Annotated in this window: 18 protein-coding genes and 1 riboswitch; of the genes, 5 read left to right on the top strand and 13 right to left on the bottom strand. The window is 69.5% G+C overall.

From position 1 onward, the window contains the following. Window positions 1-9 precede the first annotated feature (9 nt). The 4 genes from DEJ13_RS04630 to typA form a co-directional block, all read right to left on the bottom strand. Complete coding sequence (locus tag DEJ13_RS04630) at window positions 10-1,272, bottom strand: PIG-L family deacetylase (RefSeq protein WP_111107295.1); 1,263 nt, start codon at window positions 1,270-1,272, stop codon at window positions 10-12. Between the two features lie 19 nt (window positions 1,273-1,291). Then, the gene (locus tag DEJ13_RS04625; RefSeq protein WP_111107294.1) at window positions 1,292-1,837 is read right to left on the bottom strand and encodes a hypothetical protein; all 546 of its coding nucleotides are present in this window, start codon (window positions 1,835-1,837) and stop codon (window positions 1,292-1,294) included. Window positions 1,838-1,938: 101 nt separating this feature from the next. Continuing rightward, window positions 1,939-3,129, bottom strand: a complete 1,191-nt coding sequence (locus tag DEJ13_RS04620; RefSeq protein ID WP_181437066.1) for an amidohydrolase — start codon at window positions 3,127-3,129, stop codon at window positions 1,939-1,941. Window positions 3,130-3,265: 136 nt separating this feature from the next. Then, entirely contained in the window at window positions 3,266-5,188 is a 1,923-nt protein-coding gene (gene typA / locus DEJ13_RS04615; protein WP_056122222.1) for a translational GTPase TypA, read from the bottom strand. Between the two features lie 139 nt (window positions 5,189-5,327). Between typA and DEJ13_RS04610 the strand changes: the two genes are divergently transcribed. Next, complete coding sequence (locus DEJ13_RS04610) at window positions 5,328-6,077, top strand: CPBP family intramembrane glutamic endopeptidase (RefSeq protein WP_111107292.1); 750 nt, start codon at window positions 5,328-5,330, stop codon at window positions 6,075-6,077. 242 nt (window positions 6,078-6,319) lie between these two features. Then, window positions 6,320-6,889, top strand: a complete 570-nt coding sequence (locus tag DEJ13_RS04605) for a PH domain-containing protein (protein WP_111107291.1) — start codon at window positions 6,320-6,322, stop codon at window positions 6,887-6,889. A gap of 63 nt (window positions 6,890-6,952) precedes the next feature. Here DEJ13_RS04605 and DEJ13_RS04600 read toward each other — a convergent pair whose 3' ends face one another. Then, window positions 6,953-8,668, bottom strand: a complete 1,716-nt coding sequence (locus DEJ13_RS04600; protein ID WP_181437065.1) for an ABC transporter family substrate-binding protein — start codon at window positions 8,666-8,668, stop codon at window positions 6,953-6,955. A 259-nt stretch (window positions 8,669-8,927) separates the two neighbouring features. Here DEJ13_RS04600 and DEJ13_RS04595 point away from each other — a divergent pair, with 259 nt between their 5' ends. Genes DEJ13_RS04595 through DEJ13_RS04585 form a run of 3 tightly spaced genes read left to right on the top strand, consistent with a single transcriptional unit; the run spans window position 8,928 to window position 12,993 of the window. Further along, the gene (locus DEJ13_RS04595; RefSeq protein ID WP_056122234.1) at window positions 8,928-9,911 is read left to right on the top strand and encodes an ABC transporter permease; all 984 of its coding nucleotides are present in this window, start codon (window positions 8,928-8,930) and stop codon (window positions 9,909-9,911) included. 3 nt (window positions 9,912-9,914) lie between these two features. After that, the gene (locus tag DEJ13_RS04590; RefSeq protein ID WP_082517893.1) at window positions 9,915-10,853 is read left to right on the top strand and encodes an ABC transporter permease; all 939 of its coding nucleotides are present in this window, start codon (window positions 9,915-9,917) and stop codon (window positions 10,851-10,853) included. Continuing rightward, window positions 10,846-12,993: a dipeptide ABC transporter ATP-binding protein gene (locus tag DEJ13_RS04585; RefSeq protein WP_111107289.1), complete on the top strand. Its 2,148-nt coding sequence runs from the start codon at window positions 10,846-10,848 to the stop codon at window positions 12,991-12,993. The genes DEJ13_RS04590 and DEJ13_RS04585 overlap by 8 nt, the downstream gene beginning before the upstream one ends. 89 nt (window positions 12,994-13,082) lie before the next feature. Here the strand turns inward: DEJ13_RS04585 and DEJ13_RS04580 are convergent, their stop codons facing one another. From DEJ13_RS04580 to gcvT, 8 genes are all read right to left on the bottom strand, one after another. Beyond that, entirely contained in the window at window positions 13,083-13,577 is a 495-nt protein-coding gene (locus tag DEJ13_RS04580; protein ID WP_056122240.1) for a PH domain-containing protein, read from the bottom strand. A 62-nt stretch (window positions 13,578-13,639) separates the two neighbouring features. After that, a complete protein-coding gene (locus DEJ13_RS04575; RefSeq protein WP_111107288.1) occupies window positions 13,640-15,382 on the bottom strand; it encodes a dipeptide ABC transporter ATP-binding protein in 1,743 nt (580 codons plus the stop codon). Further along, the gene (locus tag DEJ13_RS04570; protein ID WP_056122246.1) at window positions 15,379-16,329 is read right to left on the bottom strand and encodes an ABC transporter permease; all 951 of its coding nucleotides are present in this window, start codon (window positions 16,327-16,329) and stop codon (window positions 15,379-15,381) included. The genes DEJ13_RS04575 and DEJ13_RS04570 overlap by 4 nt, the downstream gene beginning before the upstream one ends. After that, window positions 16,319-17,248, bottom strand: coding sequence for an ABC transporter permease (locus DEJ13_RS04565; protein ID WP_056122248.1), 930 nt, complete (start codon window positions 17,246-17,248; stop codon window positions 16,319-16,321). The genes DEJ13_RS04570 and DEJ13_RS04565 overlap by 11 nt, the downstream gene beginning before the upstream one ends. Window positions 17,249-17,458: 210 nt before the next feature. Continuing rightward, window positions 17,459-19,093, bottom strand: a complete 1,635-nt coding sequence (locus DEJ13_RS04560; RefSeq protein WP_056122250.1) for a peptide ABC transporter substrate-binding protein — start codon at window positions 19,091-19,093, stop codon at window positions 17,459-17,461. A gap of 463 nt (window positions 19,094-19,556) precedes the next feature. Continuing rightward, a complete protein-coding gene (gene gcvP, locus DEJ13_RS04555; protein WP_111107286.1) occupies window positions 19,557-22,511 on the bottom strand; it encodes an aminomethyl-transferring glycine dehydrogenase in 2,955 nt (984 codons plus the stop codon). After that, entirely contained in the window at window positions 22,508-22,885 is a 378-nt protein-coding gene (gcvH, locus tag DEJ13_RS04550) for a glycine cleavage system protein GcvH (protein ID WP_111107285.1), read from the bottom strand. Before gcvH ends, gcvP begins: the two co-directional genes overlap by 4 nt. Before the next feature lie 4 nt (window positions 22,886-22,889). Next, entirely contained in the window at window positions 22,890-24,005 is a 1,116-nt protein-coding gene (gene gcvT, locus DEJ13_RS04545; RefSeq protein WP_111107284.1) for a glycine cleavage system aminomethyltransferase GcvT, read from the bottom strand. A gap of 168 nt (window positions 24,006-24,173) precedes the next feature. Beyond that, window positions 24,174-24,277, bottom strand: a riboswitch (glycine riboswitch). Window positions 24,278-24,327: the final 50 nt, after the last annotated feature.

The following is a 24,327-nucleotide window of genomic DNA, read 5'->3' as shown; positions in this document are numbered from 1 at the left end:
GTTGCGAGTCTACTCGTGCGACGCGGCGGAGCCTGACCGCGCGGCGACACCTGTCGCAGACCCGTCGCCCGAGCGTGTCGACGTCGTGGAACCGGCGTCCGAGCGCGCTGCCCGCAACCCGGACAGGTCCGGCCACGCGAGCGCCAGCATCGCGATGACGGCCGGTCCGAAGGTCCAGACGTACCCAGCGGCGTTCGCCAGCACGAGCGGTGAGCTCTGCCCGCCGACGGCCACCAGCACCTGGGTCGCGACGATGATCCCGATCCCGACCGCGGCGACCATCGCACGGGACCGGTAGAGCAGCCGCACGCCGACCGTCAGACCGACCGCGATGAGCGTCGTCAGCACGATGCCGACCGGGAACGCGCCGAGCGTCTGCTGGTGGGTGATCGTCCCCAGGCCACCGGCGAGCACCCCGAGCACACCGGCGACGACGACCGAGGTCACCTTGCCCGCCGGGGTCATGTCGGCGAACGTCTCCGGTGCGGGCTCGGCCGCCGGTGCGTCGTGCCGGAACGCCTCGACCGCGGGGGCGTGCTGCCGGACGCCGTGCGGCATCACCCACGACAGCGCGGTCGGGTCGGCGGGGTCGGCCGGGTCGACGGTCACCTGCGAGCGGTACTGCTCGATCGCCGCACGGACCTTCGCCCGGACGGGCAGGACGTCGACGGTCAGGTCGGTCCCCGCGGCGTCGTCGGGGGCGACGATCATCGAGAACGGGACGTCCTCGGCACGGGCGGCGTAGCGGGCAGCGTGGTGCACCCGCACGTGGTCGGGGTGTCCGTAGCCGCCGTCGTCGGCGTAGCTGACGACGGCGTCCGCCATCGTCGAGCGGATCGCGGCACGGACGTCGTCGACGACCTCGCCCAGGTCGGCAGCCGTCAGGGAGTCGGCCGGAGCGTCGTCCGCGGCCTGAGCACGCCCGTCCGGCCCCCACTGCATGCCGGAGTCCGTGTAGCGCCGTTCGGGCAGATCGGTCGGGCGAGCGCCCGGTCCCCCGAGCCACAGGTGGTCGGGTCCGCCGAGGGCAGCGAGTGCCGCGCGGATCTCGGTCTCGCGGTGCGCCGCCACGCGCGGTCCGTCGCCGGCGAGCGGTGCGAGCGACGCGGTCAGCATCTCGCCGCGCTCACCGCGGGTCGCCGTCAGGACGGTCACGTGCGCACCGAGTTCGAGCAGGGTCGCGATCGTCCCGCCGGACGACAGGGTCTCGTCGTCGGGGTGGGCGTGGACGAGGAGCACGCGCTCGGGGCGCGTCGCGGAGGCCTTGGACATCACGCCCAGGGTACTTCGCCTAGCGCGGGGTCACGATGTAGGTCGCCGTCGCGCCGCCGTCGCCCTTCGAGAAGGTGAGCACCACGCGGTGGTCGTCGCTCCGGAAGATCCCGAACGCGCTCGAGGAGTCCGCGCGCTTGGCCGACTCGGTGAACCCGGCGTCGGTGAGCTGCTGCGCCGCGGCGGCGAAGTCGTCGACGGACGATGCCTGCACCTGCACGACCCACCCGGAGTCGTTCGGGCCGGTCCCACCGCCCTTGACCGTGCCGTCCACCAGCGGGACGGCCGCGGTCGGGAACCCGTCGGGGACCTGGCCGTCGCTCGTCACGTCGGCACCCTTGAGCGCGGTGTCGAGCGCACCGTCGATGCCGCCGGCGACGTTGGCCATGCCCTGCTCGATGGCCTTGCCGTCGATGTTCCGCACGCCGTCGCTGACGCTCGACGCCACGGAGGAGCCGAGGTCGGTGGCCTGCTTGACCGACTCACTCGAGCAACCGGTCAGGCCGGCCAGGGCGATGCCGGCGGCGACGGCGGCGACGATCGGGGTGCGGAGGGAGGAACGCATGCGCCGACCGTAACCGACTGCCCGGGAGGCCGGGCCTGAGTTCCCTGAGAAGGTCACCTGTGCGTCGGGCGCGACCAGGGCCTCCTGTCCGTCCCGGCGCGTCAGCGCAGGTACGCGCCGACCGCCGCGACGAGCGCGTCGACGCCCACCGGGATGGCCGTGTCGGCCTGCGGCGCGTAGAACGGCGAGTGGTTGCTCGGGATGTCAGCACCGGTGCGGAACAGCTCCGGGTCGGTGATCCCGGTGAACCAGTAGACGATCGGCACGCCGGCCGCGGTGGCGAGCTGCCCGACGTCCTCGGACGCCATGGCGAGCCCGGATTCCAGATCGACCGCCTTCGGGACGACCGGGCGGATCGCGTCGAGCACCCGCGCCGCGTGCGTCGGGTCGTTCACGAGCACGTCGGCACCCGGAGCGCGCTCGATGGTCGGGGCCGAGAGCCCGCCCGCGTCGCTCTCGGCGCGGACGATGCGCTCGATGGACGCGACGATGCGGGCGCGGGTGTCCTCGTTGCGGGCGCGCGTGGAGATCTCGATGACCGCCGTGTCCGGGATGATGTTCGGCCGGGTGCCGGCGTGGAACGTGCCCACGGTCACGACGCCGGCGTCGCTGGGGCCGACCTCGCGCGACACGACGGTCTGCAACCGGACGACCGCCGACGCCGCGGTGACGATCGGGTCGAGCGAGGCCTGCGGGGCGGACCCGTGTGCACCCCGTCCGTTGAACGTCACCGTGAAGCGGTCGCTCGAGGCCATCACGGGACCCGAACCGACGGCGACCGTGCCGACCGGCGCCGGAGCCGAGTGCTGCCCCAGGACCACGTCGGGCGTGGGGAACCGGTCGACGAGGCCGTCCTCGATCATCGCGCGGGCGCCGGAGATGACCTCTTCGGCGGGCTGGAAGACGGCGACGACCGTGCCGTGCCAGTCGGCCGTCGTGGCGACCAGACGCTCGAGCGTGCCGAGCAGCCACGTCACGTGGATGTCGTGGCCGCAGGCGTGCATGGTGGGGACCTCGCGCCCGGTCTCGTCCGTGCCGCGGTGGGTGCTGGCGTACGGCAGGCCCGTCTGTTCCTCGACCGGCAGGCCGTCCATGTCGGCGCGGAGCCACACCACGGGGCCGTCGCCGTTCGTCAGGACCCCGACGACGCCCGTCCCGCCGACACCGGTGGTCGTGTCGATGCCCAGGTCGGCGAGCCGGTCGGCGACGATGCCGGCCGTCCGGTGCTCCTGGAAGCCGAGTTCCGGGTGGGCGTGCAGGTCCTGGTACAGCGCGAGGAGGTCGAGGGTCACGGCATCCACCGTATCCCTCGACACCGACGCGGCGGCCACGTCGACGACGTGGCGGACATGCCGACGGCCCGGCCACCTGGAGCGGTGACCGGGCCGTCGGACGGAGGCGGGGCCTCCTGGGGGGGGTGCTGTCCGGCTACGCGTCCTGGCGCTTGAGGCGCGCGTAGGAACGCTGGCGGGCCGACGCGTCGAGCTCGACCTTGCGGATGCGGACTGCGGCGGGGGTGACCTCGACGCACTCGTCCTCACGCGCGAACTCGAGGCACTCCTCGAGCGACAGCTGCCGCGACGGCGTCATCGACTCGAAGGTGTCCGCGTTCGCCGAACGCATGTTCGTGAGCTTCTTCTCCTTGGTGATGTTCACGTCCATGTCGTCGGCGCGCGAGTTCTCGCCGATGACCATGCCCTCGTAGACCTCTTCGGTCGGGTTCACGAAGAACGACATGCGCTCCTGCAGGTTCGTGATGGCGAAGGGCGTGACCACACCGGAGCGGTCGGAGACGATCGAGCCGTTGATGCGCGTCTGGATCGCGCCGGCCCAGTCGTCGTAGCCGTGGAAGATCGCGTTGGCGATGCCGGTGCCGCGGGTCTCCGTGAGGAACGACGTGCGGAAGCCGATCAGGCCGCGCGACGGGACGATGAACTCCATGCGCACCCAGCCGGTGCCGTGGTTCGTCATGTTCTCCATGCGGCCCTTGCGAGCAGCCATGAGCTGCGTGATCGCGCCGAGGTACTCCTCGGGGGTGTCGATCGTCATGTGCTCGAACGGCTCCTGGAGCTTGCCGTTCTCGTCACGCTTGGTGACGACCTGCGGCTTGCCGACGGTGAGCTCGAAGCCCTCGCGACGCATCTGCTCGACCAGGATGGCGAGCGCGAGCTCACCACGGCCCTGGACCTCCCACGCGTCGGGGCGGCCGATGTCGAGAACCTTGAGCGAGACGTTGCCGACGAGCTCGCGGTCGAGGCGCTCCTTGACCATGCGGGCGGTGAGCTTGTGGCCCTTGACCTTGCCGACGAGCGGGCTGGTGTTCGTGCCGATCGTCATCGAGATCGCCGGGTCGTCGACCGTGATGGTCGGCAGCGGCCGGACGTCCTCGGGGTCGGTCAGGGTCTCACCGATGGTGATCGTGTCGAAGCCGGCGACGGCGACGATGTCACCGGGGCCCGCGGACTCGGCCGGGTAGCGGTCGAGCGCCTTCGTGATGAGGAGCTCGGTGATGCGGGCGTTGACGACGGTGCCGTCGTGCTTGACCCACGCGACCGTCTGGCCCTTCTTCATGGTGCCGTGGAAGATGCGCAGCAGCGCGAGGCGACCGAGGAACGGCGAGGCGTCGAGGTTCGTGACGTGTGCCTGCAGCGGGTGCTCGTCGTCGTACTTCGGGGCCGGGACGTGCTGCAGGATCGCCTCGAACAGCGGCTCGAGGTCGTCGTTGTCGGGCAGTTCGCCGTCGTTCGGCTTGTTGCGGCTCGCGGCACCGTTGCGACCAGAGGCGTAGACCACGGGGACGTCGAGGATGGCGTCGAGGTCGAGGTCGTCGACCTCGTCCGACAGGTCGGAGGCGAGGCCGAGGAGCAGGTCCTGGGACTCGGAGACGACCTCGTCGATGCGGGAGTCGGGGCGGTCCGTCTTGTTGACGAGCAGGATCACCGGGAGCTTGGCGGCGAGGGCCTTGCGGAGCACGAAGCGGGTCTGGGGCAGGGGGCCCTCGGACGCGTCGACGAGCAGCACGACACCGTCGACCATGGACAGGCCGCGCTCGACTTCCCCACCGAAGTCAGCGTGACCCGGGGTGTCGATGACGTTGATCGTGATGGGGCCGTCGGCGCCGAACTCGGTCGCGTGCTTGCCGTTGTAGAGCACCGACGTGTTCTTCGCGAGGATCGTGATGCCCTTCTCGCGCTCGAGGTCGTTCGAGTCCATCATGCGGTCTTCGCCCTCGAAGTGGGCGTCGAACGAGTTGGTCTGCGTGAGCATCGCGTCGACGAGGGTGGTCTTGCCGTGGTCGACGTGTGCCACGATGGCGACGTTGCGCAGGTCGGACCGGGTGGCGAGCGCCATACAGGACATCCTTCAGTTTCTGGGAGAGTGTCGGGCCAGTAGTCGATCAACACAGTTGCCGTCGACGGCACCGCACCCGCGGGCAGAACGCCCGACACACCAGTCTACCGGTAGTGCGCAACCGACAGGAGTACAGCGAATGAGCCGACGGCGAACGTGGTCCGAGATCGCGATCGTCCTGCTGCTCTCGCTGGGCGGCAGCGCGCTCTACTCGATCCTGCAGATCATCGACGACCTGTCGCAGACGACCCCCCTCGGCCAGCAGTCCACGGCGCTGAACACGTCGACCACGACCGTGCAGTACGTCGACCTGGCGCGGCAGCTCGTGGGCATCGCGGTCGACCTGGCCCCGGTCGCGCTCGTGTGCTTCCTGCTCTGGCGCAGCACCCGCCCGCACCTGTCCGCGCTCGGGATCGACCGGTTCCGCCTCAAGCCCGACCTGGGCCTGCCCGTGCTCATCGCGCTCGGCATCGGGATCCCCGGGCTGGCGCTGTACTTCACGGGCCGCGCGCTCGGCTTCACGGTCGACGTCGACCCGGCTGCCCTCGGCTCGTACTGGTGGACCGTCCCCGTCCTCCTGCTGTCCGCCGTCCGGTCGGGGCTGCAGGAGGAGGTCATCGTCATCGGGTACCTGTACCGGCGTCTGGGCGAGCTCGGCTGGGGACGCTGGCAGGTCATCCTGTCCACGGCGCTGCTGCGGGGCAGCTACCACCTGTACCAGGGGTTCGGCGCCTTCGTGGGGAACGCCGTGATGGGCATCGTGTTCGGCTGGATCTACACGCGGTGGGGGCGGCTCATGCCGCTCATCGTCACGCACTGTCTGCTCGACGCCGCGGTGTTCGTCGGGTACCCGTTCGTCGCGCACGCGTTCCCGCAGCTCTTCTCCTGACCCCTGCCGCGATGAGCGAGTGGCCGATCGCCGCAACGACGGCGTGTCCTCCCGGGATCGTTTCGGATCGGGGTATTGACACCACTTCTGGGGGCGCGCACCATCGTCGGTACGAGAGGTCCACCACGGACTTGCCTCCCCGGGGAATCGGGTCGCCAGCTGGTACGCGCAAGGCGTTTCACGTCCGCTCAGCAGGCGTCCCCGGGGAGGTGTCCTCATGGACGCCCTCCTACGATTGCAGGATGAGCGACTCCCCCGCCCCCGACGTCGTGCGGATCGTCGCCCCCGGCATGCGGACGCTCGCCGTCGCGCTGTGGGTCGTCGCCGCGGTGCTGTTCGTCCTGGGCTTCGTCGTCCGGGGCACGAGCCCGGCGTGGCTCGTGCCCGTCCCGAGCCTGTGCGTCGCGTTCGTCGCGTGGGCGGTGCTGTGGCGTCCCCGCCTCGAGCTCACTCCCGACGCGCTCGTCGTCGTCGACGTCCGCCGGACCTCGACCTACGCCTGGCCCCGCGTCACCGGGATCCGGACCAAGTACGGCATCGAGGTCAAGTCCACCGAACCTGACCGACGCACCTGGATCGCGCCGCGCCCGACGGCGCGCCTGCGCATCGACCGACCAGGAGGCTCGGTGCCGGCAACCGTCGAGACCGCTGCCGCCGAGGTGCTCGCCCGGGTCCCCGTGGTGGCAGTGCAGGACGGCCCGCCCCCGGCAACCGTCGCCGCGCTGCCGATCGTGCACCGGGTCCACGGCTGGTCGATCCTGGCGATGGTCGTCCTCGGTGTCGCGGCGTCACTGGCGGCCGCGCGGCTCTGACGCGACCGGAGAACGACGAACGGGGCGCGCCACCGTCGGTGACGCGCCCCGTTCCGGTCGTGCCTACTGCTTGTAGCCCACGTCCTGCCACTTGACCGAGGACTGCTGGAACTGTGCCGGACCGTAGTTCACCAGGTCCTTGCGCACACCCCAGGCGTAGGGCTCGGCGAACAGCGGGATGGTGCCGGCGACCTTGACGATCTTCTTGTCGATCGCGTTGGCGTCGTCGATGCGCTTGGACGCGTCGAGTTCGGCGTTCGCCTTGTCCCAGGCCGCACCGAGCGACGAGTCCGTCACGCCGGTGTAGTTCTGGCCGGCGTCGGCCGGGTAGTAGATCGACTTGAGCGAGGACACCGGGAACGGCGTGCCCTGCCAGGCGAAGTACGTCGCGTCGAAGTCGCGGCCGTCCGTGGTGATGTACTTCGTGAAGAAGTCATCGGTCGGGACGGTGTCGATCGTCACCTTGAAGCCGGCGGCCTTGGTCTGCTGCTGGACCAGCTGCGCCACGTTCGCCGAGTTCGGGTTGTCCGACGGGATCACGAACCGGACCTCGAGCGTCTTGCCGCCCTTGGTCGCGTAGCCGTCCGAACCGATCTTCCAGCCCGCGTCCTCGACCTTGGACTTCGCCTTCGCGGCGTCGTAGCCGTACACGCTCGAGACGTGGTCGGTGTAGCCCTTCTGACCGGGCAGGTACACCAGGCTGTTGAGCACCCCACCGGGGCTCTTGACCGGCGACAGGATCGCCTGGGCCAGGACCTTGCGGTTGATCGACTGGGCGAAGGCCTGACGGACCTCGGCGTCCTTGAAGACGTCGGCGGTGCCGTTCAGGGTGATCTGCCGCTGCGTGGTGCCGAGCGAACGCTCGATCTTGGAGTCCGAGCGCGAGTTGGCGGTCTTGTAGTTGTCCGCGCTGCCGTTCAGGTTGAAGGCGTCGAGCTCCTTGTTGGCGTACGCCTGCGAGACGCCGTCGCGGGACACCGTCTTGAAGATGATCGTGTCGAGCTTCGGTGCGTCACCCCACCACTTGGAGTTCTTCTCGAAGGTCACGACACCGCCGTTGGTGTCGAAGGACTTCAGGATGTACGGGCCGCCCGACACGTACGTCGTGCCGTCAGCCGCGTACGGACCCTTGGCCCACGCCTTGTTGAAGTGGTCGGGGGTGTCCACTGCCCAGTAGGGGTAGATCGCCGTGAAGACCGACGGCCAGTCCGCGTTCACCTTCGAGAAGGTGACGATGACGTCCTGGGCGCTGGAGCCCTGCGTGACCGAGTCGACGTCCTCCCAGACGTTCGTAGCGAGCGGGGCGAACGCGGCGTCCTTGCCGTTGAGCGCCTTCCAGTTCGCCTCGACGTCCTTCTCGGTGATGGGGGTGCCGTCGGACCAGACCGCCTTGGGGTTGATCTTGATCTCGACGGTCTGGGGCGACTCCTTCGTCAGCTTGATCGAGTCGACGTAGTCCTTGTTCGGCTCCCACTCCCCGTTCTCCTTGAACTGGATGAAGCCCGGCAGGTAGGTGCCGGAGATCGTGTTGTCGTCGACCGTCCCGGAGTCCAGGTTGGCCAGCTGCCAGTTGGCGGGAGCGGAGTCGATGGGGAGGGTGATCGAGCCCCCGTCCTTGATCGAGTCGCGGTCGGCCGTGGTCCAGCCGGTCGACTTCAGCGACGACGAGGCGACCGCCGAGCTGTCGTTGCCTGCCGTTCCACCGCCGCCGGAGCAACCGGCGAGCACGACGGCGGACGCCGCCGCGAGGGCCAGTACGGCCGTTGCCTTCATCCTCATTCGCATCGCGAGGATTCCCTTTCGTTGTGTCGCGCACATCGCGCCGAACACGGCGACCCCCGCCGCCGTGGCTGTTGGGAGTCGACCCTAGCCACATGCCGCGCGCCACGGGGAACAGCAGTACCGAATCGAAACAAGGCCGTAACAGTCGTTGTCTAGCGTTGCGCAAGTCGTCCTGGCCCACGCCGTCGGGCGACTACGCTGTCCCCACCGACAGCGCCGTCCGGCCGGACGGTCAATCGACCCCTGGGAACCGCCAATGCTCGCATTCATCGCGAAACGGATCGTCAACTACGTGATCCTGACGATCGTCGCGACGACGCTCGGATACATCCTCGCCAGCACCACGCTCAACCCGGCGGCCCGGTTCTACGGCAAGAACCCGCCCGTGCCGCAGGGGACGATCGACGCGGCGCTCGCCAAGCTCGGAGCGGACCCCAACGTCCCCGTCCTGGTGCGCACCTGGAACTGGTGGGTCGATCTGGTCACGCGGGGCTCGCTCGGCATCAGCACGCGCAGCACCGAGGTGACGGCCGACATCGTCTCGCGATCCGGCACGAGTCTGCGGCTGCTGGTGATCGGCGCGTTGCTGGGCGCGGTCCTCGGTGTGCTGCTCGGCGTCTGGAACGCGGTCCGGCAGTACCGGACCTCCGACCAGGTCTCGACCTACCTGTCGTTCGCGGTCCTCGCGACGCCGGTGTTCGTCATCGCGGTCGTGCTCATGATCCTGGCGACCGGGCTGAACAGCGCCGTGGGGACGCAGGTGATCCGCTTCACGGGCGAGTACACACCCGGCTACGGCGGTGGGTTCTTCGCGAACCTCGGCGACCGGCTGGTGCACCTGCTGCTGCCGACGATCTCGCTGACGATCGGTGCCGTCGCGAGCTACTCGCGGTACCAGCGCTCGGCGATGCTCGACGTGCTGTCGAACGACTTCATCCGCACCGCGCGGTCGAAGGGCCGCACGCGCGGTTCGGCGATCATGCGACACGGCGTCCGGGTGGCACTCATCCCGATGTCGACGTTCTTCGCGTACTCGTTCGGCCTGATCCTGACCGGCGCGAGCGTGACCGAGCTCGTGTTCAGCTGGCACGGGATGGGCGAGTACTTCGTCACCAGCATCACCAACAACGACGTCAACGCAGCGGCCGGGACCATCCTGTTCACGGCCATCCTGGTGCTCATCGCCGGGACGCTGGCCGATCTCCTGTACGCGGCGCTCGACCCGCGAGTGAGGGTGTGACCCGTGTCCGTTCTCGACCCCACCACCACGACCACCGCCGGCGACCCGGGTGACGGCAACGCCGGTGTGCCCGCGCACGTCGTCGACGCCACCAGCCGGCGCGTCCCGTTCTGGCGCAAGGTGCTCGGCACCTGGCGCGCGCGGATCGGTGCCACGGCGCTGCTGCTGATCATCCTGTGGGCCTTCGTCGGCCCGCTGCTCTACCACTGGAACGCGGTGGACTCGGACGGACTCGCGTTCGGCATGGGGCCGAGCGCGTCGCACTGGTTCGGCACGAACGACATCGGCCAGGACATCTACGCGCAGACGCTCGTCGGCCTGCAGAAGTCGCTGCTGATCGGGCTCATCGCCGGTCCCGGGTCGACCCTCATCGCCGGTGTCATCGGCGCGATCGCCGGGTACTTCGGCGGGTTCGCCGACCGGGCGATCGTCTGGGCGATCGACCTGCTGCTCGTGATCCCCTCGTTCTACGCGCTGGTGCTGCTCAGCCCGGTGTTCAAGAACCTGACCTGGGTGGCACTGATCATCGGGCTCGCCATCTTCAACTGGATGATCATGGCGCGGGTGATCCGCGGGCAGACGATGTCCCTGCGCGAGCGCGACTACGTCAAGGCAGCGCGGTTCATGGGCGTCCCGGCCCGTACGATCATCCGTCGGCACATCCTGCCGAACGTCGCGTCGCTGCTGATCATCGACGCCACGCTGGGCGTCGGCGCGATGATCCTGGCGGAGAGCACCCTGAGCTTCTTCGGGTTCGGCATCCAGGTGCCCGACGTGTCACTCGGCACCCTGCTCGCCGCGGGCAGCCAGTCCGCGGTCACCCGTCCATGGCTGTTCGTCCTGCCCGCTGCCACCCTCGTCGCGACCGTCCTGTCCACGAGCCTGCTCGGCGACGCCCTGCGCGACGCCATCGACCCGACCTCCGGAGCCAACCGTGACTGACCCCCTGCTCTCCGTCTCGGACCTCTCGGTCACCTTCAACGCGAAGACCAGGCCGGTCTACGCGGTCCGTGGCGTCGACTACGAGGTCCGCCAGGGCGAGTTCCTCGGGATCGTCGGCGAGTCCGGATCCGGCAAGTCGGTCTCCTCGATGGCCGTCATGGGCCTGCTGCCCTCGTCGGCCCAGGTCGGCGGCAGCATCAAGTACGACGGCCAGGAGCTCGTCGGCATGAACGACCGCGAGATGTCACGCCTGCGCGGCCGCGACATCGCGATGGTGTTCCAGGACCCGCTGTCGGCCCTGACGCCCGTGTACACGATCGGCCAGCAGATCGTCGAGGGCCTGCGACTGCACGACCGGTCGCTTACCGCGCACGCCGCCCGCGCCCGGGCCGAGGAGCTCCTGCGGGTGGTCGGCATCCCGAACCCGGCACGACGGCTGGACGCGTTCCCGCACGAGTTCTCCGGTGGCATGCGGCAGCGGGCCATGATCGCGATCGCCATCGCCAACGACCCGAAGCTCATCATCGCCGACGAGCCGACGACCGCGCTCGACGTGACGATCCAGGCGCAGATCCTCGACGTGCTGCAGACGGCGAAGGAGATGACCGGGGCCGCCGTCGTGCTCATCACCCACGACCTGGGTGTCGTCGCCGGCAACGTCGACCGCGTCGCGGTGATGTACGCCGGACGCATCGTCGAGAACGCGCCGGTGCACACGCTCTTCCGCGAGCCGGTGATGCCGTACACGATCGGCCTGCTCCGGTCGATGCCGAACATGACGGCACCGCGCACCGAACGCCTCGTCCCGCTCGAGGGCCGACCGCCCCTGCTCACCCAGAAGCCCACCGGCTGCCCCTTCGCGGACCGGTGCCCCGCGGTGATCGACGCCTGCCGCGACGGCGAGCCCGCGCTGCTGTCGCCGAGCATCACCAACGCGGGCGCCGGCAGCATCGCCGACCTGCCGACCGGCGCGATGGTCTCCGCCCCCGCCGTGCTCGAGGACCACACCGCCGCCTGCATCCGCCGCGACGAGATCGCCGCCGGCACGCTCGGACGGTCCGAGATCTTCCCCCGTCCCGAGGAGATCGAAGAAGCGGCGACCGACCACGGCGACGACGTGGTCCTGCGCCTCGACGACGTCGTGAAGACCTTCCCGCTCACCAAGGGCGCGGTGTTCCGCCGGCGGATCGGCGAGGTCCACGCGGTCGACGGGATCTCCCTCGAGCTCAAGCGCGGCAGGGTCCTCGGCCTGGTCGGCGAGTCCGGCTGCGGCAAGACGACGACCATCATGGAGATCCTCGAACTCGCGGGCGCGCAGCAGGGCACCATCGCGGTGAACGGCGTCGACACCGCGACGCTGAGCAAGAAGGACCGGCTGGCGCTCCGGAGCAACATCCAGGTCGTCTTCCAGGACCCGATGGCGTCGCTGGACCCTCGGCTCGACATCGGCTCGGTCATCGGGGAGCCCCTGACGGTGCAGGGCGTGCCGAAGGACGAGATCCGGCGACGGGTGCAGGACTCCCTGGCGCTCGTGGGCCTCGAGCCGAGCTACATCGACCGGTTCCCGCACGAGTTCTCCGGCGGCCAACGCCAGCGGATCGGGATCGCCCGTGCGCTGATCGTCGAGCCCGCGATCCTGGTGCTGGACGAGCCCGTCTCGGCCCTCGACGTCTCGGTGCAGGCCGGTGTCATCAACCTGCTCGAGGACCTCAAGCACCGACTCGGCCTGTCGTACCTGTTCGTCGCGCACGACCTGTCCGTCGTCCGGCACATCGCGGACGACGTCGCGGTGATGTACCTCGGTCGCATCGTCGAGTACGGCAGCGGTGACGCGGTCTTCGACGACCCGCAGCACCCGTACACGCGGGCGCTGCTGTCCGCAGTGCCGGTGCCCGACCCGTCCGCCGAGGCGGCGCGCGGCCGGATCCTGCTCGACGGCGACCTGCCGTCGCCCACCGAACGGGTCGACGGCTGCCGGTTCCGTACGCGGTGCCCGCTGTACCAGCTGCTGGACGACCGCCGCAAGGAACAGTGCCGCACGGTCGACCCCGCCCTGCGGGACGTGCACGGGCGCGGCGTCGCCTGCATCCAGACCGACCAGAACGACCTGCTCACGCAGCGCGCGGTGGCGGCGGTCTAGGGGCGGTCGCGTCCCCCGACGACGGACGGGAGGCTCCCCACCGGACCGGTGGGGAGCCTCCCGTCCGCCGTTGGTCGGTCCGGACCCGCTCAGACGAGGAGCGAGACCACCAGCAGCACCACGGCGACCGCTCCGACGACGAGCGCCGGTCGGTCCCACCGACGCGTCACCGTGCCGCCGTCCAGTCCGCGGTCGCGCGCGACCGCCCACGCGTCGAGGACGACGGAGAGCTCCGGGGAGGTCGGCATGACGGGCCGCTCACCGCGCCGCGCGGGCTTCGGGCGCGGCAGTGTCGGGCCGCCCCAGCAGGTCACCCTGCGCGTGTCGGTCGCCTCGACGACGATCTGGTACCGCATCCGGACGTCCGCGACCGCCCCCCACGGCAGCTCGACGACCCGCAGCGGGTTCGTGACCGTCAGCCGGTCCGGCCGCACCACGACGGTCGGTCGGACCATGAGCACCCAGACCGCCCAGACGACGACCGCGATCGGTCCGAGCGCCTGCAGGACGACGTCCCACCGGCCCCGCACCGCGGCGTCGACCAGCAGCGCCAGCCCGAGCGCGACGACGAGGCCGGACGACACCAGTCCCCCGCGGCCGCCGCGGAGGACGATCGGTCGTCCGGCCTCGTCCTTCGTCAGGTCGCTCAGCGCCCGAACTCGAAGCTCGCGCCGGGGATGGCGGCGAGCAGGTCGCGCGTGTACTCCTGCTGCGGGTTGGCGAAGACCTCGTCGGTCGTCGCCTTCTCGACGATCTGGCCCCGGCGCATCACGCACACGTTGTCCGCGACCAGACGGACGACCGCCAGGTCGTGCGTGATGAACAGGTAGGTCAGGCCGAGCTCCGACTGCAGCTCGGTGAGGAGCTCGAGGATCTGGCCCTGCACGAGCACGTCGAGCGCGGAGACCGCCTCGTCGAGCACGATGACCTCGGGCTTGAGCGCGAGCGCCCGGGCGACGGCGATGCGCTGCCGCTGCCCGCCGGAGAGCTCGTTCGGGTAGCGGTTGACCATCGACGACGGCAGCGCGACCTGTTCGAGGAGCTCGCGCACCCGCTCACGCCGCGATGCCTTGTCGCCCACGCCGTGGGTGATCAGGGGCTCGGCGATCGTGTTGCCGACGTTGTACATCGGGTCGAGCGACCCGTACGGGTCCTGGAACACGGGCTGCACGCGACGACGGAAGTCGAAGAGCTCCTTGCCCTTCAGCGCGCCGATGTCGGTGCCGTCGAACTGCACGGTGCCGCTCGTGATCGACTCGAGCTGCAGGACGAGCTTGGCGACGGTGGACTTGCCGGACCCGGACTCACCGACGAGCGCCGTGGTGGTGCCCTTCGGGATCGAGAACGACACGTCGTCGACGGCCTTCAGCTCGCGCGTGGCGAGGCTCTTCCCCCGCAGCTTGTAGATCTTCTGCAGGTTCTTGACGACGATGAGGTCCTCGGCTGGCCGGTGCTCACGCTGCTGGGCGCGGGCGATCAGCTCGGCGTCGTCGCTGCCGGCGTCCGCGATGTCGATCGAGTGGTGCTCGACCTTCGACTGGATGCGACGGCTCGCCAGCGACGGCGCTGCCGCCACCAGACGCTGCGTGTACGGGTGCTGCGGGTTGCCGAGGATCTCCTTCGAGGGACCCGCTTCGACGACCTGGCCCTTGTACATGACGACGAGCTTCTCGGCACGCTCGGCGGCGAGGCCGAGGTCGTGCGTGATGAAGAGCACGCTCGTGCCGTAGTCGCGGGTCAGGGTCTCGAGGTGGTCGAGGATGACGCGCTGGACGGTGACGTCGAGGGCGCTGGTCGGCTCGTCGGCGATGAGCAGCTTCGGGTGGCTCGACAGCCCGATGCCGATGAGCACGCGCTGGCGCATGCCGCCGGAGAACTCGTGCGGGTACTGCTTGAGACGGTTCGCGGCGTCGCCGAGGCCCGCTTCCTTCAGGACCTCGATCGCGCGCTCGCGGACGGCCTTCTTGCCGGTTGCCATGTTGTTCGCGCGGATCGCCTCTTCGACCTGGAACCCGATGGTCCACAGGGGGTTGAGGTTCGACATCGGGTCCTGCGGCACGTAGCCGATCTCGCTGCCGCGGATCTCGGACATCTCCTTGTCGGAGAGGCCGACGAGCTCACGACCGTTGAACTTGATCGACCCGCCCGTCACCTGCCCGGCGCCCGGGAGCAGCTTGATGATGGCCTGGGCGCTGGTCGACTTGCCGGAGCCCGACTCGCCGACGATCGCCAGGCGCTCGCCCTGCTCGAGGGTGAAGTCGACACCGCGGACGGCCTGCACGAAGCCGCTCTGGGTCTTGAAGCCGATCTCGAGTCCGGAGACCTCGAGCAGCGGTGCCGCGTCGGTGCCGGTGCGGCGGGCCGTGGGGTCGGTCAGTGTCTCGCTCATCGGCGGGCCCTCGCCTTCGGGTCGAGTGCGTCGCGGACCACGTCACCGAGGAGGAGGAACGCGAGCACGGTGATGGACAGGGCGAGCGACGGCCAGAAGATCGTCGACGGGTTCGTGCGCAGCGAGGCCTGGGCCGCGTTGATGTCGTAGCCCCAGCTGAGGGACGACGGCGGCAGACCGATGCCGAGGAACGACAGGGTCGACTCGGCGACGATGAACGTGCCGAGCGACACGGTCGCGACCACGATCACCGGGGCGATCGAGTTCGGGATGACGTGGCGCACGAGCGTGCGGAACCGGCTGACGCCGAGCGCCGCCGAGGCGGTGACGTAGTCCGCGTTCTTCGCCGACAGCACGGCACCGCGCATGATGCGGGCGATCTGCGGCCAGGCGAAGGCCGCCAGCACGAGCGCCACCGTCCAGGGGCTGCGCTGCGGGATCGTCGACATGATCACGATCGCGCCGAGGACGGTCGGGATCGAGAAGAAGATGTCGCCGATGCGGGAGACGACCGAGTCGAGCGCACCGCCGTAGAAGCCCGCGAGCGAGCCGATGACCACACCGACGACGACCACGAGGATCGTCGCGACGAGGCCCACCAGCAGCGAGTTCTGCGTGCCGTAGATGACGCGCGAGTACACGTCGCAGCCCTGGCGTGTGTAGCCGAGGATGTGCCCGGCACGGCCGCTCTCGCCGGAGTTGGCGAGGTTGCACGCGCGGGGGTCGGCGTGCGCGAACACGCCGGGCATCAGCGCGACGGCGATGATCAGGACGATCAGGACGCTCGACACCCAGAAGATCGGGCGGACGCGCATGGAGTCCCACGCGTCCGTCCAGAGGGAACGGGTCTTCTCGTCCTCGTTGACGTTGTCGATCGCCTGGAGCGGCGTCTCCTCGATCGGCGCGACGTAGTGCGTGGCCGATCGCGATTCCGTGTTACTTGGCATAGCGGATCCTCGGGTCCAGGACGGCGTACAGCAGGTCGACCAGGAGGTTGGCGAGCATGAAGATGATGACCATCACGGCGACGAAGGACACGACGGTGGGTCCCTGGCCGAGCTTGATGGCCTGGTACACGGTCCCGCCGACACCGTGGATGTTGAAGATGCCCTCGGTGACGATCGCGCCGACCATCAGGTTGCCGATGTCGATGCCGAGGTACGTCACGACCGGGATCAGCGAGTTCCGGAAGATGTGCACGCCGATGACCCGGCGACGCGGCAGGCCCTTCGCCGTGGCGGTGCGGACGAAGTCGGCACTCATGTTCTCGGCGACGCTGGCGCGGGTGAGCCGGACGATGTAGGCGAACGACCCCGTCGCGAGCACGATCGCGGGGAGCACGAGCTCCGACCACGGTGCCTCGCCGGAGACCGTCGCGCGGAACAGCGCCAACTTGATGCCGAGGCCGTACTGCAGGATGAAGCCGGTGACGAACACCGGGATCGAGATGAGCAGCAGGCTCACGACGAGCGCCGTGGCGTCGAAGAGCTTGCCCTTGCGCAGACCGGCGATGACGCCGACGACGATGCCGGCGACCGACTCGAACACCAGGGCGAGGATCGCCAGGCGTGCGGTGATCGGGAAGGCCTGGGCGAGCTGCTCGGTCACGGGGATGCCCGAGTACGTCTGCCCGAGGTCGCCCCGGAAGAGGCCACCGATCCAGAGCAGGTACTGCACGAAGAAGGGCTTGTCGAGGTTGTACTGCGCGCGGATCTGTTCGATCACCTGCGGCGACGGCTGGTGGTCGCCGAAGAGCGCGGCGATGGGGTCGCCCGGAAGGGAGAACACCATGTAGTAGATGAGGAACGTGGCACCGAAGAACACGGGGATCAGCTGCAGGAGGCGCTTCCCGAGGTACCAGAGCATCAGATCTCCGCCTGGGTCGGAGCGAGCATGTGGATCACAGTCATTTCGTCAGGGTGGACGGTCCGTGTGGTGACACGGGTGCCCGACGCGGGGGCGGCGCCCGCTGTGGTGGGGGAAGGTGTGCCGCCGCGGTACGGGGGTTCGGGAACCAGTGGCTCCCGAACCCCCGTCCGGTGGTGCTGCTGAGGCAGGATACCTGCACTCAGTGGGTTACTTCTTGACCTCGACGTCGTAGTACAGCGGCACCGAGTCCCAGCCGAACTTGACGTTCGACACGTTGTCAGCGGACCAGACACCGGTCACGTTCGAGTACCAGAGCGGGATCTCCGGCAGGTCCTTGAGCAGGAGCTCCTGGGCCTGGTCGAAGTACTTGTTGCCGGCCTCGACCGAGTCGGCCGACTGGCCCTGCTTGAGCAGGTCGTTGTACTCGCTGGAGTCGTAGCGCGAGTAGTTGTTCGACGAGCCCTCACCCATGGTCGGGCCGAGGAAGTTGTACAGCGACGGGTAGTCGGCCTGCCAACCGGTGCGGCTGCCGCCCGTGAGCTTGTCGTTCGTCTGGACGTCCAGGGCTTCCTGGAACGTCGGGTACGCCTTGCCCTCGGCCTTGATGCCCAGCGTGTTCGCGATGCTGTTCGAGACCGCGGTCACCCATGCCTCGTGCCCGCCGTCGGCGTTGTACGAGATGGTGAGGGTGTCGTTGTACGGCGAGATCTTGTCGGCCTCGGCCCACAGCTTCTTCGCCTCGGACTTGTTGTAGTCGAGGACGTCGGAGCCGTCGAGGTTCTTCGACCAGCCGTCGATGACCGGCGAGGTGAAGTCGCTGGCCGGCGTGCGGGTGCCGTCGAAGATCTTCGAGGTGATCTGCTTGCGGTTGATCGACATCGAGACCGCCTCGCGACGGAGCTTGCCCTCTTCGCCCTTCCAGTGGTCGAGGTAGTAGGGCAGGTAGATCCCCTGGAAGATCGCGGCCGGCTGGTTCACGTTCGAGTCGGGGAAGTCCGACTTGTAGTTCGCGAACGCGCTGTCCGGGACGGCGTCGAGGATGTCGAGGTTGCCACCCTGCGCGTCGGAGTACGCGGTGTCCTGCGAGGTGTAGAACGTGATCGTCAGACCACCGTTCTTCGGCTTGCGCTTGCCCTCGTAGTCCTTGTTGGTGACGAGCTTGATGTCCGTGTTGTGCGTCCAGGCGTCCTTGCTGGCGAGCTTGTACGGACCATTGCCGATCGGGTCCTCACCGAATGCCTTGGGGTCGTCGTAGAACGACGACGGCAGCGGGACGAAGGCCGAGTAGCCGAGCGACAGCGGGAAGTCCGACTGCGCGGCCTTGAGCGTCACCGTGAACTCGGTGTCGCTCTTGACCTTGAGACCGGTGAGGTCCGAGTCCTTGTCGGCGTCGTAGCCCTCGATGTTCGCGAAGTAGTAGCTCGCGCCCTGGGCGTTCGACTTCTGCGCCGCCCAGTTCCACGCCTTCGTGAACGACTCGGCCGTGATCTTCTCACCGTTGGTGAAGGTCCAGCCGGAGTTCAGCGTGATGTCGAAGACCTTGGAGTCATCGGTGGTGATGCTCTTGGCGACCTCGTTGACCGGCTTGCCGTCGGCGTCGTAGGACCGGAGGCCCTCGAAGATCGAGTTGATGATCTTGCCACCACCGGTCTCGGTGGTGTTCGACGGGATGAGCGGGTTCTGGGGCTCGCTGCCGTTCGTGGTGACGATGCCGGAGGAGTTCGTCGAGCCGGAGCTCGAGTCGTTCCCGCTGCCGCCACCATTGCTGGAGCAGCCGGCCAGGGCGATTGCTGTGGCCCCGAGCACGGCGAGGGCTGCGAGCCCAGCGCGCTTCTTGATCAAGTGTTCCTCCTGGTGCATGGGACGCGCCAGGCACAGAGGTGTCGCCGGGCGCGTGTGACCTCTGCACTGTAGGCAAGGCGACCAGCACCCACCAAACCCTGGAACGATCGGTTACACACTGGTAACCAACTTGCAGGATCCTTGCGAATGCATGCAAGAACCGGGCGTTCCGCGGCGCAACAAGCCGGATTGTTGCATCTGCATCATCATCGTTGCAGTTCGGAACAGGTCCTCGCAGTGTGCCACTCGGTGCGGGGTCGTGTCACGCCCCCGATGTCCGCGGTGCTGCGGGTGTCGCCCACGGTCCGCCATGAGCCTGCTGGACGATGCCTCGATGCAACAATCCACACCATCGCCGGAAGGACCGCTCCACTCCGGGATCGACATGGTGTAGGGGTCGGAGACAGCAGAACGGCCCGGGACCTGCGGTCTCCGAGCCGTTCTGCGGTGCGGTTGCGTGTGCCTACGCGAAGGCCTCGACCGGCGGGCAGGCGCACACCAGGTTGCGGTCGCCGTACGCCTGGTCGATGCGTCGCACCGGCGGCCAGTACTTGCGCTCCACGATGCCCGGCAGCGGGTACACGGCCTGTTCGCGCGTGTACGCGTGCGTCCACTCGCCCGAGATCACCGAGGCGGCGGTGTGCGGAGCCCCGACGAGCGGGTTGTCCTCCGCCGGCCACTCCCCGCGCTCGACGGCGGAGGCCTCGGCGCGGATCGCGAGCATCGCGTCGACGAACCGGTCGATCTCGGCCAGGTCCTCGCTCTCGGTCGGCTCGACCATGAGCGTCCCCGCGACCGGGAACGACATGGTCGGCGCGTGGAACCCGTAGTCGACCAGACGCTTCGCGACGTCGTCCACCGTGATCCCCGTGCTGTCGCGGAGCGGCCGCAGGTCGAGGATGCACTCGTGCGCGACGAGCCCGGACTCGCCCGTGTAGAGCACCGGGAACGCGTCGCGCAGACGTGCCGCGATGTAGTTCGCCCCGAGCACCGCTGCCTCGGTCGCGCGGGTCAGGCCCTCGAGCCCCATCATGCGGACGTACGCCCACGTGATCGGCAGGATGCTCGGGCTGCCGTACGGCGCCGCGCTCACCGGGCCACCGGCGTGCGCCAGCCGGTCGTCGTCGGCGGACGACGACGTCGACCCCGGACGGCGGTCAGCCTGCTGCGCCATGGGGTGCGCGGGCAGGAACGGCGCGAGGTGCGCCTTGGCCGCGACGGGCCCGACGCCGGGTCCGCCGCCGCCGTGCGGGATGCAGAAGGTCTTGTGCAGGTTCAGGTGCGAGACGTCGCCGCCGAAGTCGCCGAAGCGCGCGTGCCCGAGCAGCGCGTTCAGGTTGGCGCCGTCGACGTACACCTGCCCGCCGGCGTCGTGCACGGCGTCGCAGATGGCGCGGATGTCGTGCTCGTACACGCCGTGGGTCGACGGGTAGGTGATCATCAGGGCCGCGAGCGTGTCGGCGTGCTCGGTCGTCTTGGCGCTGAGGTCGGCGAGGTCGACGTTGCCGTTCTCGTCGCACGCGACGACGACCACGCGCATCCCGGCCAGCACGGCGGACGCGGCGTTGGTGCCGTGGGCGCTGGACGGGATCAGGCACACGGTGCGCTGCTCGTCACCGCGGGACCGGTGGAACCCGCGGATCGCCAGCAGCCCGGCCAGTTCGCCCTGGCTGCCCGCGTTCGGTTGCAGCGACACGGTGTCGTACCCGGTGACCTCGGCGAGCCAGGTCTCGAGGTCGCCGATCATGCCGAGGTAGCCGGTGACGTCCTCGGCGGGGGCGAACGGGTGCACGTTCGCGAACTCCGGCCACGTGACCGCGGCCATCTCGGTCGCCGCGTTGAGCTTCATGGTGCAGCTGCCGAGCGGGATCATGCCGCGGTCGAGCGCGTAGTCCTTGTCCGACAGGTGCTTCAGGTACCGCATCATCCGCGTCTCGCTGCGGTGTGCGCTGAAGACCGGGTGGGTCAGGTACTCGCTCTGACGCAGCAGCGCGGACGCCAGGCTCGGGGCGGCGTCCGCCACGGCCGTCTCGACCGCTCGCTGGTCGGGCTCCGCGCCGGCGAACACGCCCGTGAGCACGCGGAGGTCGTCGGGCGTGGTCGTCTCGTCGACGGACAGCTGGAACGTGTCCGCGTCGACCTGGTGCAGCAGGTACCCGGCGGCACGGGCGTCGTCGACGATGCCGGCCGCCCGCCCCTCGGCGCGCACGGTCAGCGTGTCGAAGTACTGCTCGTGCACGACGACCAGTCCGGCGCCGGTGACGGCCTCGGCGAGCGCCGTGGTGGTCCGGGCGACCCGGGAGGCGATGAAGCGCAGTCCCTCGGGGCCGTGGTAGACCGCGTACATCGAGGCCATCACGGCGAGCAGCACCTGCGCGGTGCAGATGTTGCTCGTCGCCTTCTCGCGACGGATGTGCTGTTCGCGCGTCTGCAGGCTGAGGCGGTACGCGAGCCCGCCGTCGGCGTCGAAGGACACCCCGACCAGGCGACCGGGCAGCTGGCGCTCGAGGCCCGCGCGCACGGCGAGGTACCCGGCGTGCGGGCCACCGAAGCCGAGCGGGACACCGAAGCGCTGGGAGGTGCCGACCGCGACGTCCGCGCCGAGGTCGCCCGGCGAGGCCAGGAGCGTCATCGCGAGCAGGTCGGCCGCGACGACGGCGATCCCGCCACCGGCGTGCACCCGCTCGATCACGGACGACGGGTCCACGATCCGCCCGGACGATCCCGGGTACTGCACGATCACGCCGAAGACGCCGTCGAACTGGTCGTCGCTCGGACCGGACGCGGCGTCGAACGCGCGCAGGGTGATCCCCACGGCGTCGGCACGGTGGTCGAGCAGGGCGCGGGTCTGCGGCAGCAGGTCGGCGTCGACCAGGAACGCGTCGCCCGTGACCTTGGACGCACGACGGGCGAGCAGCATGCCCTCGACCACGGCCGTGCCCTCGTCGAGCATGGAGGCGCCCGCGGTCGCCATCCCGGTCAGGTCGGCGACCATCGTCTGGAAGTTGATGAGCGCTTCGAGGCGCCCCTGTGAGATCTCGGGCTGGTACGGCGTGTAGGCCGTGTACCAGCTCGGGTTCTCGAGCACGTTGCGCTGGATCACGGCGGGCGTGTGCGTGCCGTGGTACCCCAGGCCGATCATGGCGCGACGGACGGTGTTCTGCGACGCCATCGCGCGGAGTTCGGCGAGCGCCTCGGTCTCGCCGACCGCGGTCGGGATGGTCGAGGAGGCGACGGGTTCGGCGTGGATCGACGCCGGGATCGCCGCGCGGACGAGCTCGTCGAGGGACTGCCGACCGATGGTCTGGAGCATGGTGCGCTGGTCGGCCGGGGTGGTGCCGATGTGCCGGTCGGCGAAGGTGGTCTGCAGGTTCAGGTCGTGGTCCGTGCCCGCGTGGGTGCTCCGCAGGTCGGTCATGCGACGAACGCCCGGTACGCGTCGTGGTCCATCAGGTCGCCGGGGAAGTCGGTGCCCTCGACCTTGATCTTCACGAGCCAGCCGGCACCGAAGGGGTCCTGGTTGACGGTGTCGGGGGTGTCCACCACGGCGTCGTTGATCGCGACGACTTCGCCCTCGATCGGCGCGAAGAGCTCACCGACGCTCTTGGTGGACTCGATCTCGCCGAGCTGGTCGCCGGCGGTGGCCGCGGTGCCCACGGCCGGGAGATCGACGTAGACGACGTCGCCGAGCTGTTCGGCGGCGTGGTCCGTGATGCCGACGGTGACGACGTCGCCCTCGACGAGCAGCCACTCGTGGTCCTTGGTGTACTGCAGTGCGGTCTGGTCGGTCATGACCTCAGCCTTTCGGTGCGCGGCGGTAGAAGGGGAACGCGGAGACCGTTGCGGGGATGGCCGTACCGCGGACGTCGATGTGGAGGAGTTGTCCCTCGGCGGCAGCGGACGGCGCGACGAACGCCATCGCGACCGGGTGGCCGAGGGTCGGTGACAGTGCGCCGGACGTGACCGTGCCGACGACCGTGCCGTCGTGCAGGACCGGGTAGCCGGCACGTGCAGCGCGGCGCCCCTCCATCACGAGGCCGACGAGCACGGGTGCGTCGTCCGGCGGCTGCACGCCGGACGACCCGACGAACTCACCGGTGGTGGCGACCACCCGGCCGAGCCCGGCCTGGGCGGGGCGGGTCGTCGTCGTGAGTTCGTGCCCGTACAGCGGCATGCCCGCCTCGAGCCGCAGGGTGTCCCGCGCGGCGAGCCCGGCGGGCACGACCCCGCGCGTGGCACCCGTCTCGAGCAGGGCGTCCCAGATCGCGGGGGCGACGTCCGGGGCGCTGTAGATCTCGAAGCCGTCCTCGCCGGTGTACCCGGTGCGGGCGACGAGGACCTCGGACCCGTCGAACATCGCGTGCAGCACCCGGTAGTAGCGCAGGTCGTCGAGCGGGGTCTCCGGCTGCAGGCGGTCCTGGACGACGAGGTCGTCGAGCGTGCCCGCGGCGGCCGGCCCCTGGATCGCGACGAGGGCCGTGGTGTCCGAGTCGTCGGACACAGCGACGTCGAAGCCCTCGGCACGGGCCTGGAGCGCCGACACCGCCACGTCGCGGTTGGCGGCGTTGGCGACGACCAGGTACGAGTCGTCGTCGATCCGGTACACCACCAGGTCGTCGAGGATGCCGCCGTCCTCGCCGAGCAACAGCGAGTACTTGGCCCGACCGACGGTCATCGCGCCGAACGACCCGGCGAGCGCGTGGTCGAGGAACGGGACGGCCTGGGCACCGGTCACGCCGATCTCGGCCATGTGCGAGAGGTCGAACACGCCGGCGGCCTGTCGCACGGCGTGGTGTTCGGCGAGGTCGGAGGAGTATCGCACGGGCATGCGGTGACCGGCGAAGTCGGTGAACGCGGCACCGGCGGCTTCGTGTGCCGCTTCGAGCGGGGACGAGCGGAGGGATGTGGACATGGCGGAGTTCTCCTGGCGGGCAGGGCCCGACGACCGTCGTCGGACGTGAACTCCCCCTCTGTCATGGGCCTGAGAGTTTCACCGCGGCCCGTGAGGTCCGGCGGCTTTCACCGTGGGCGAGACACCGGAGCGCCCGACGGGGGCACCGTGTCTGCTTTTCAGAGTGGCCTGTCCGCTGCGGTGTTGGACCTGAGAGATTGGCGGGGAGGTTGCTCCTTCGGTGCCGGACACACCGACGAGCGGTGGCGTACGGCGTCTCCCGCGGCGGGTGATCGGCCTCGATGTTCTGTTGCACCTGGAGTCTACCGAGGTCGCGTTTCCG

The sequence above is a fragment of the Curtobacterium sp. MCLR17_007 genome (genome assembly GCF_003234655.2).
In the GTDB taxonomy this organism is placed as follows: Bacteria; Actinomycetota; Actinomycetes; order Actinomycetales; family Microbacteriaceae; genus Curtobacterium.
The sequence above is the reverse complement of the archived record's forward strand: the minus strand, read 5'-3'. Positions and strand labels throughout refer to the sequence as shown.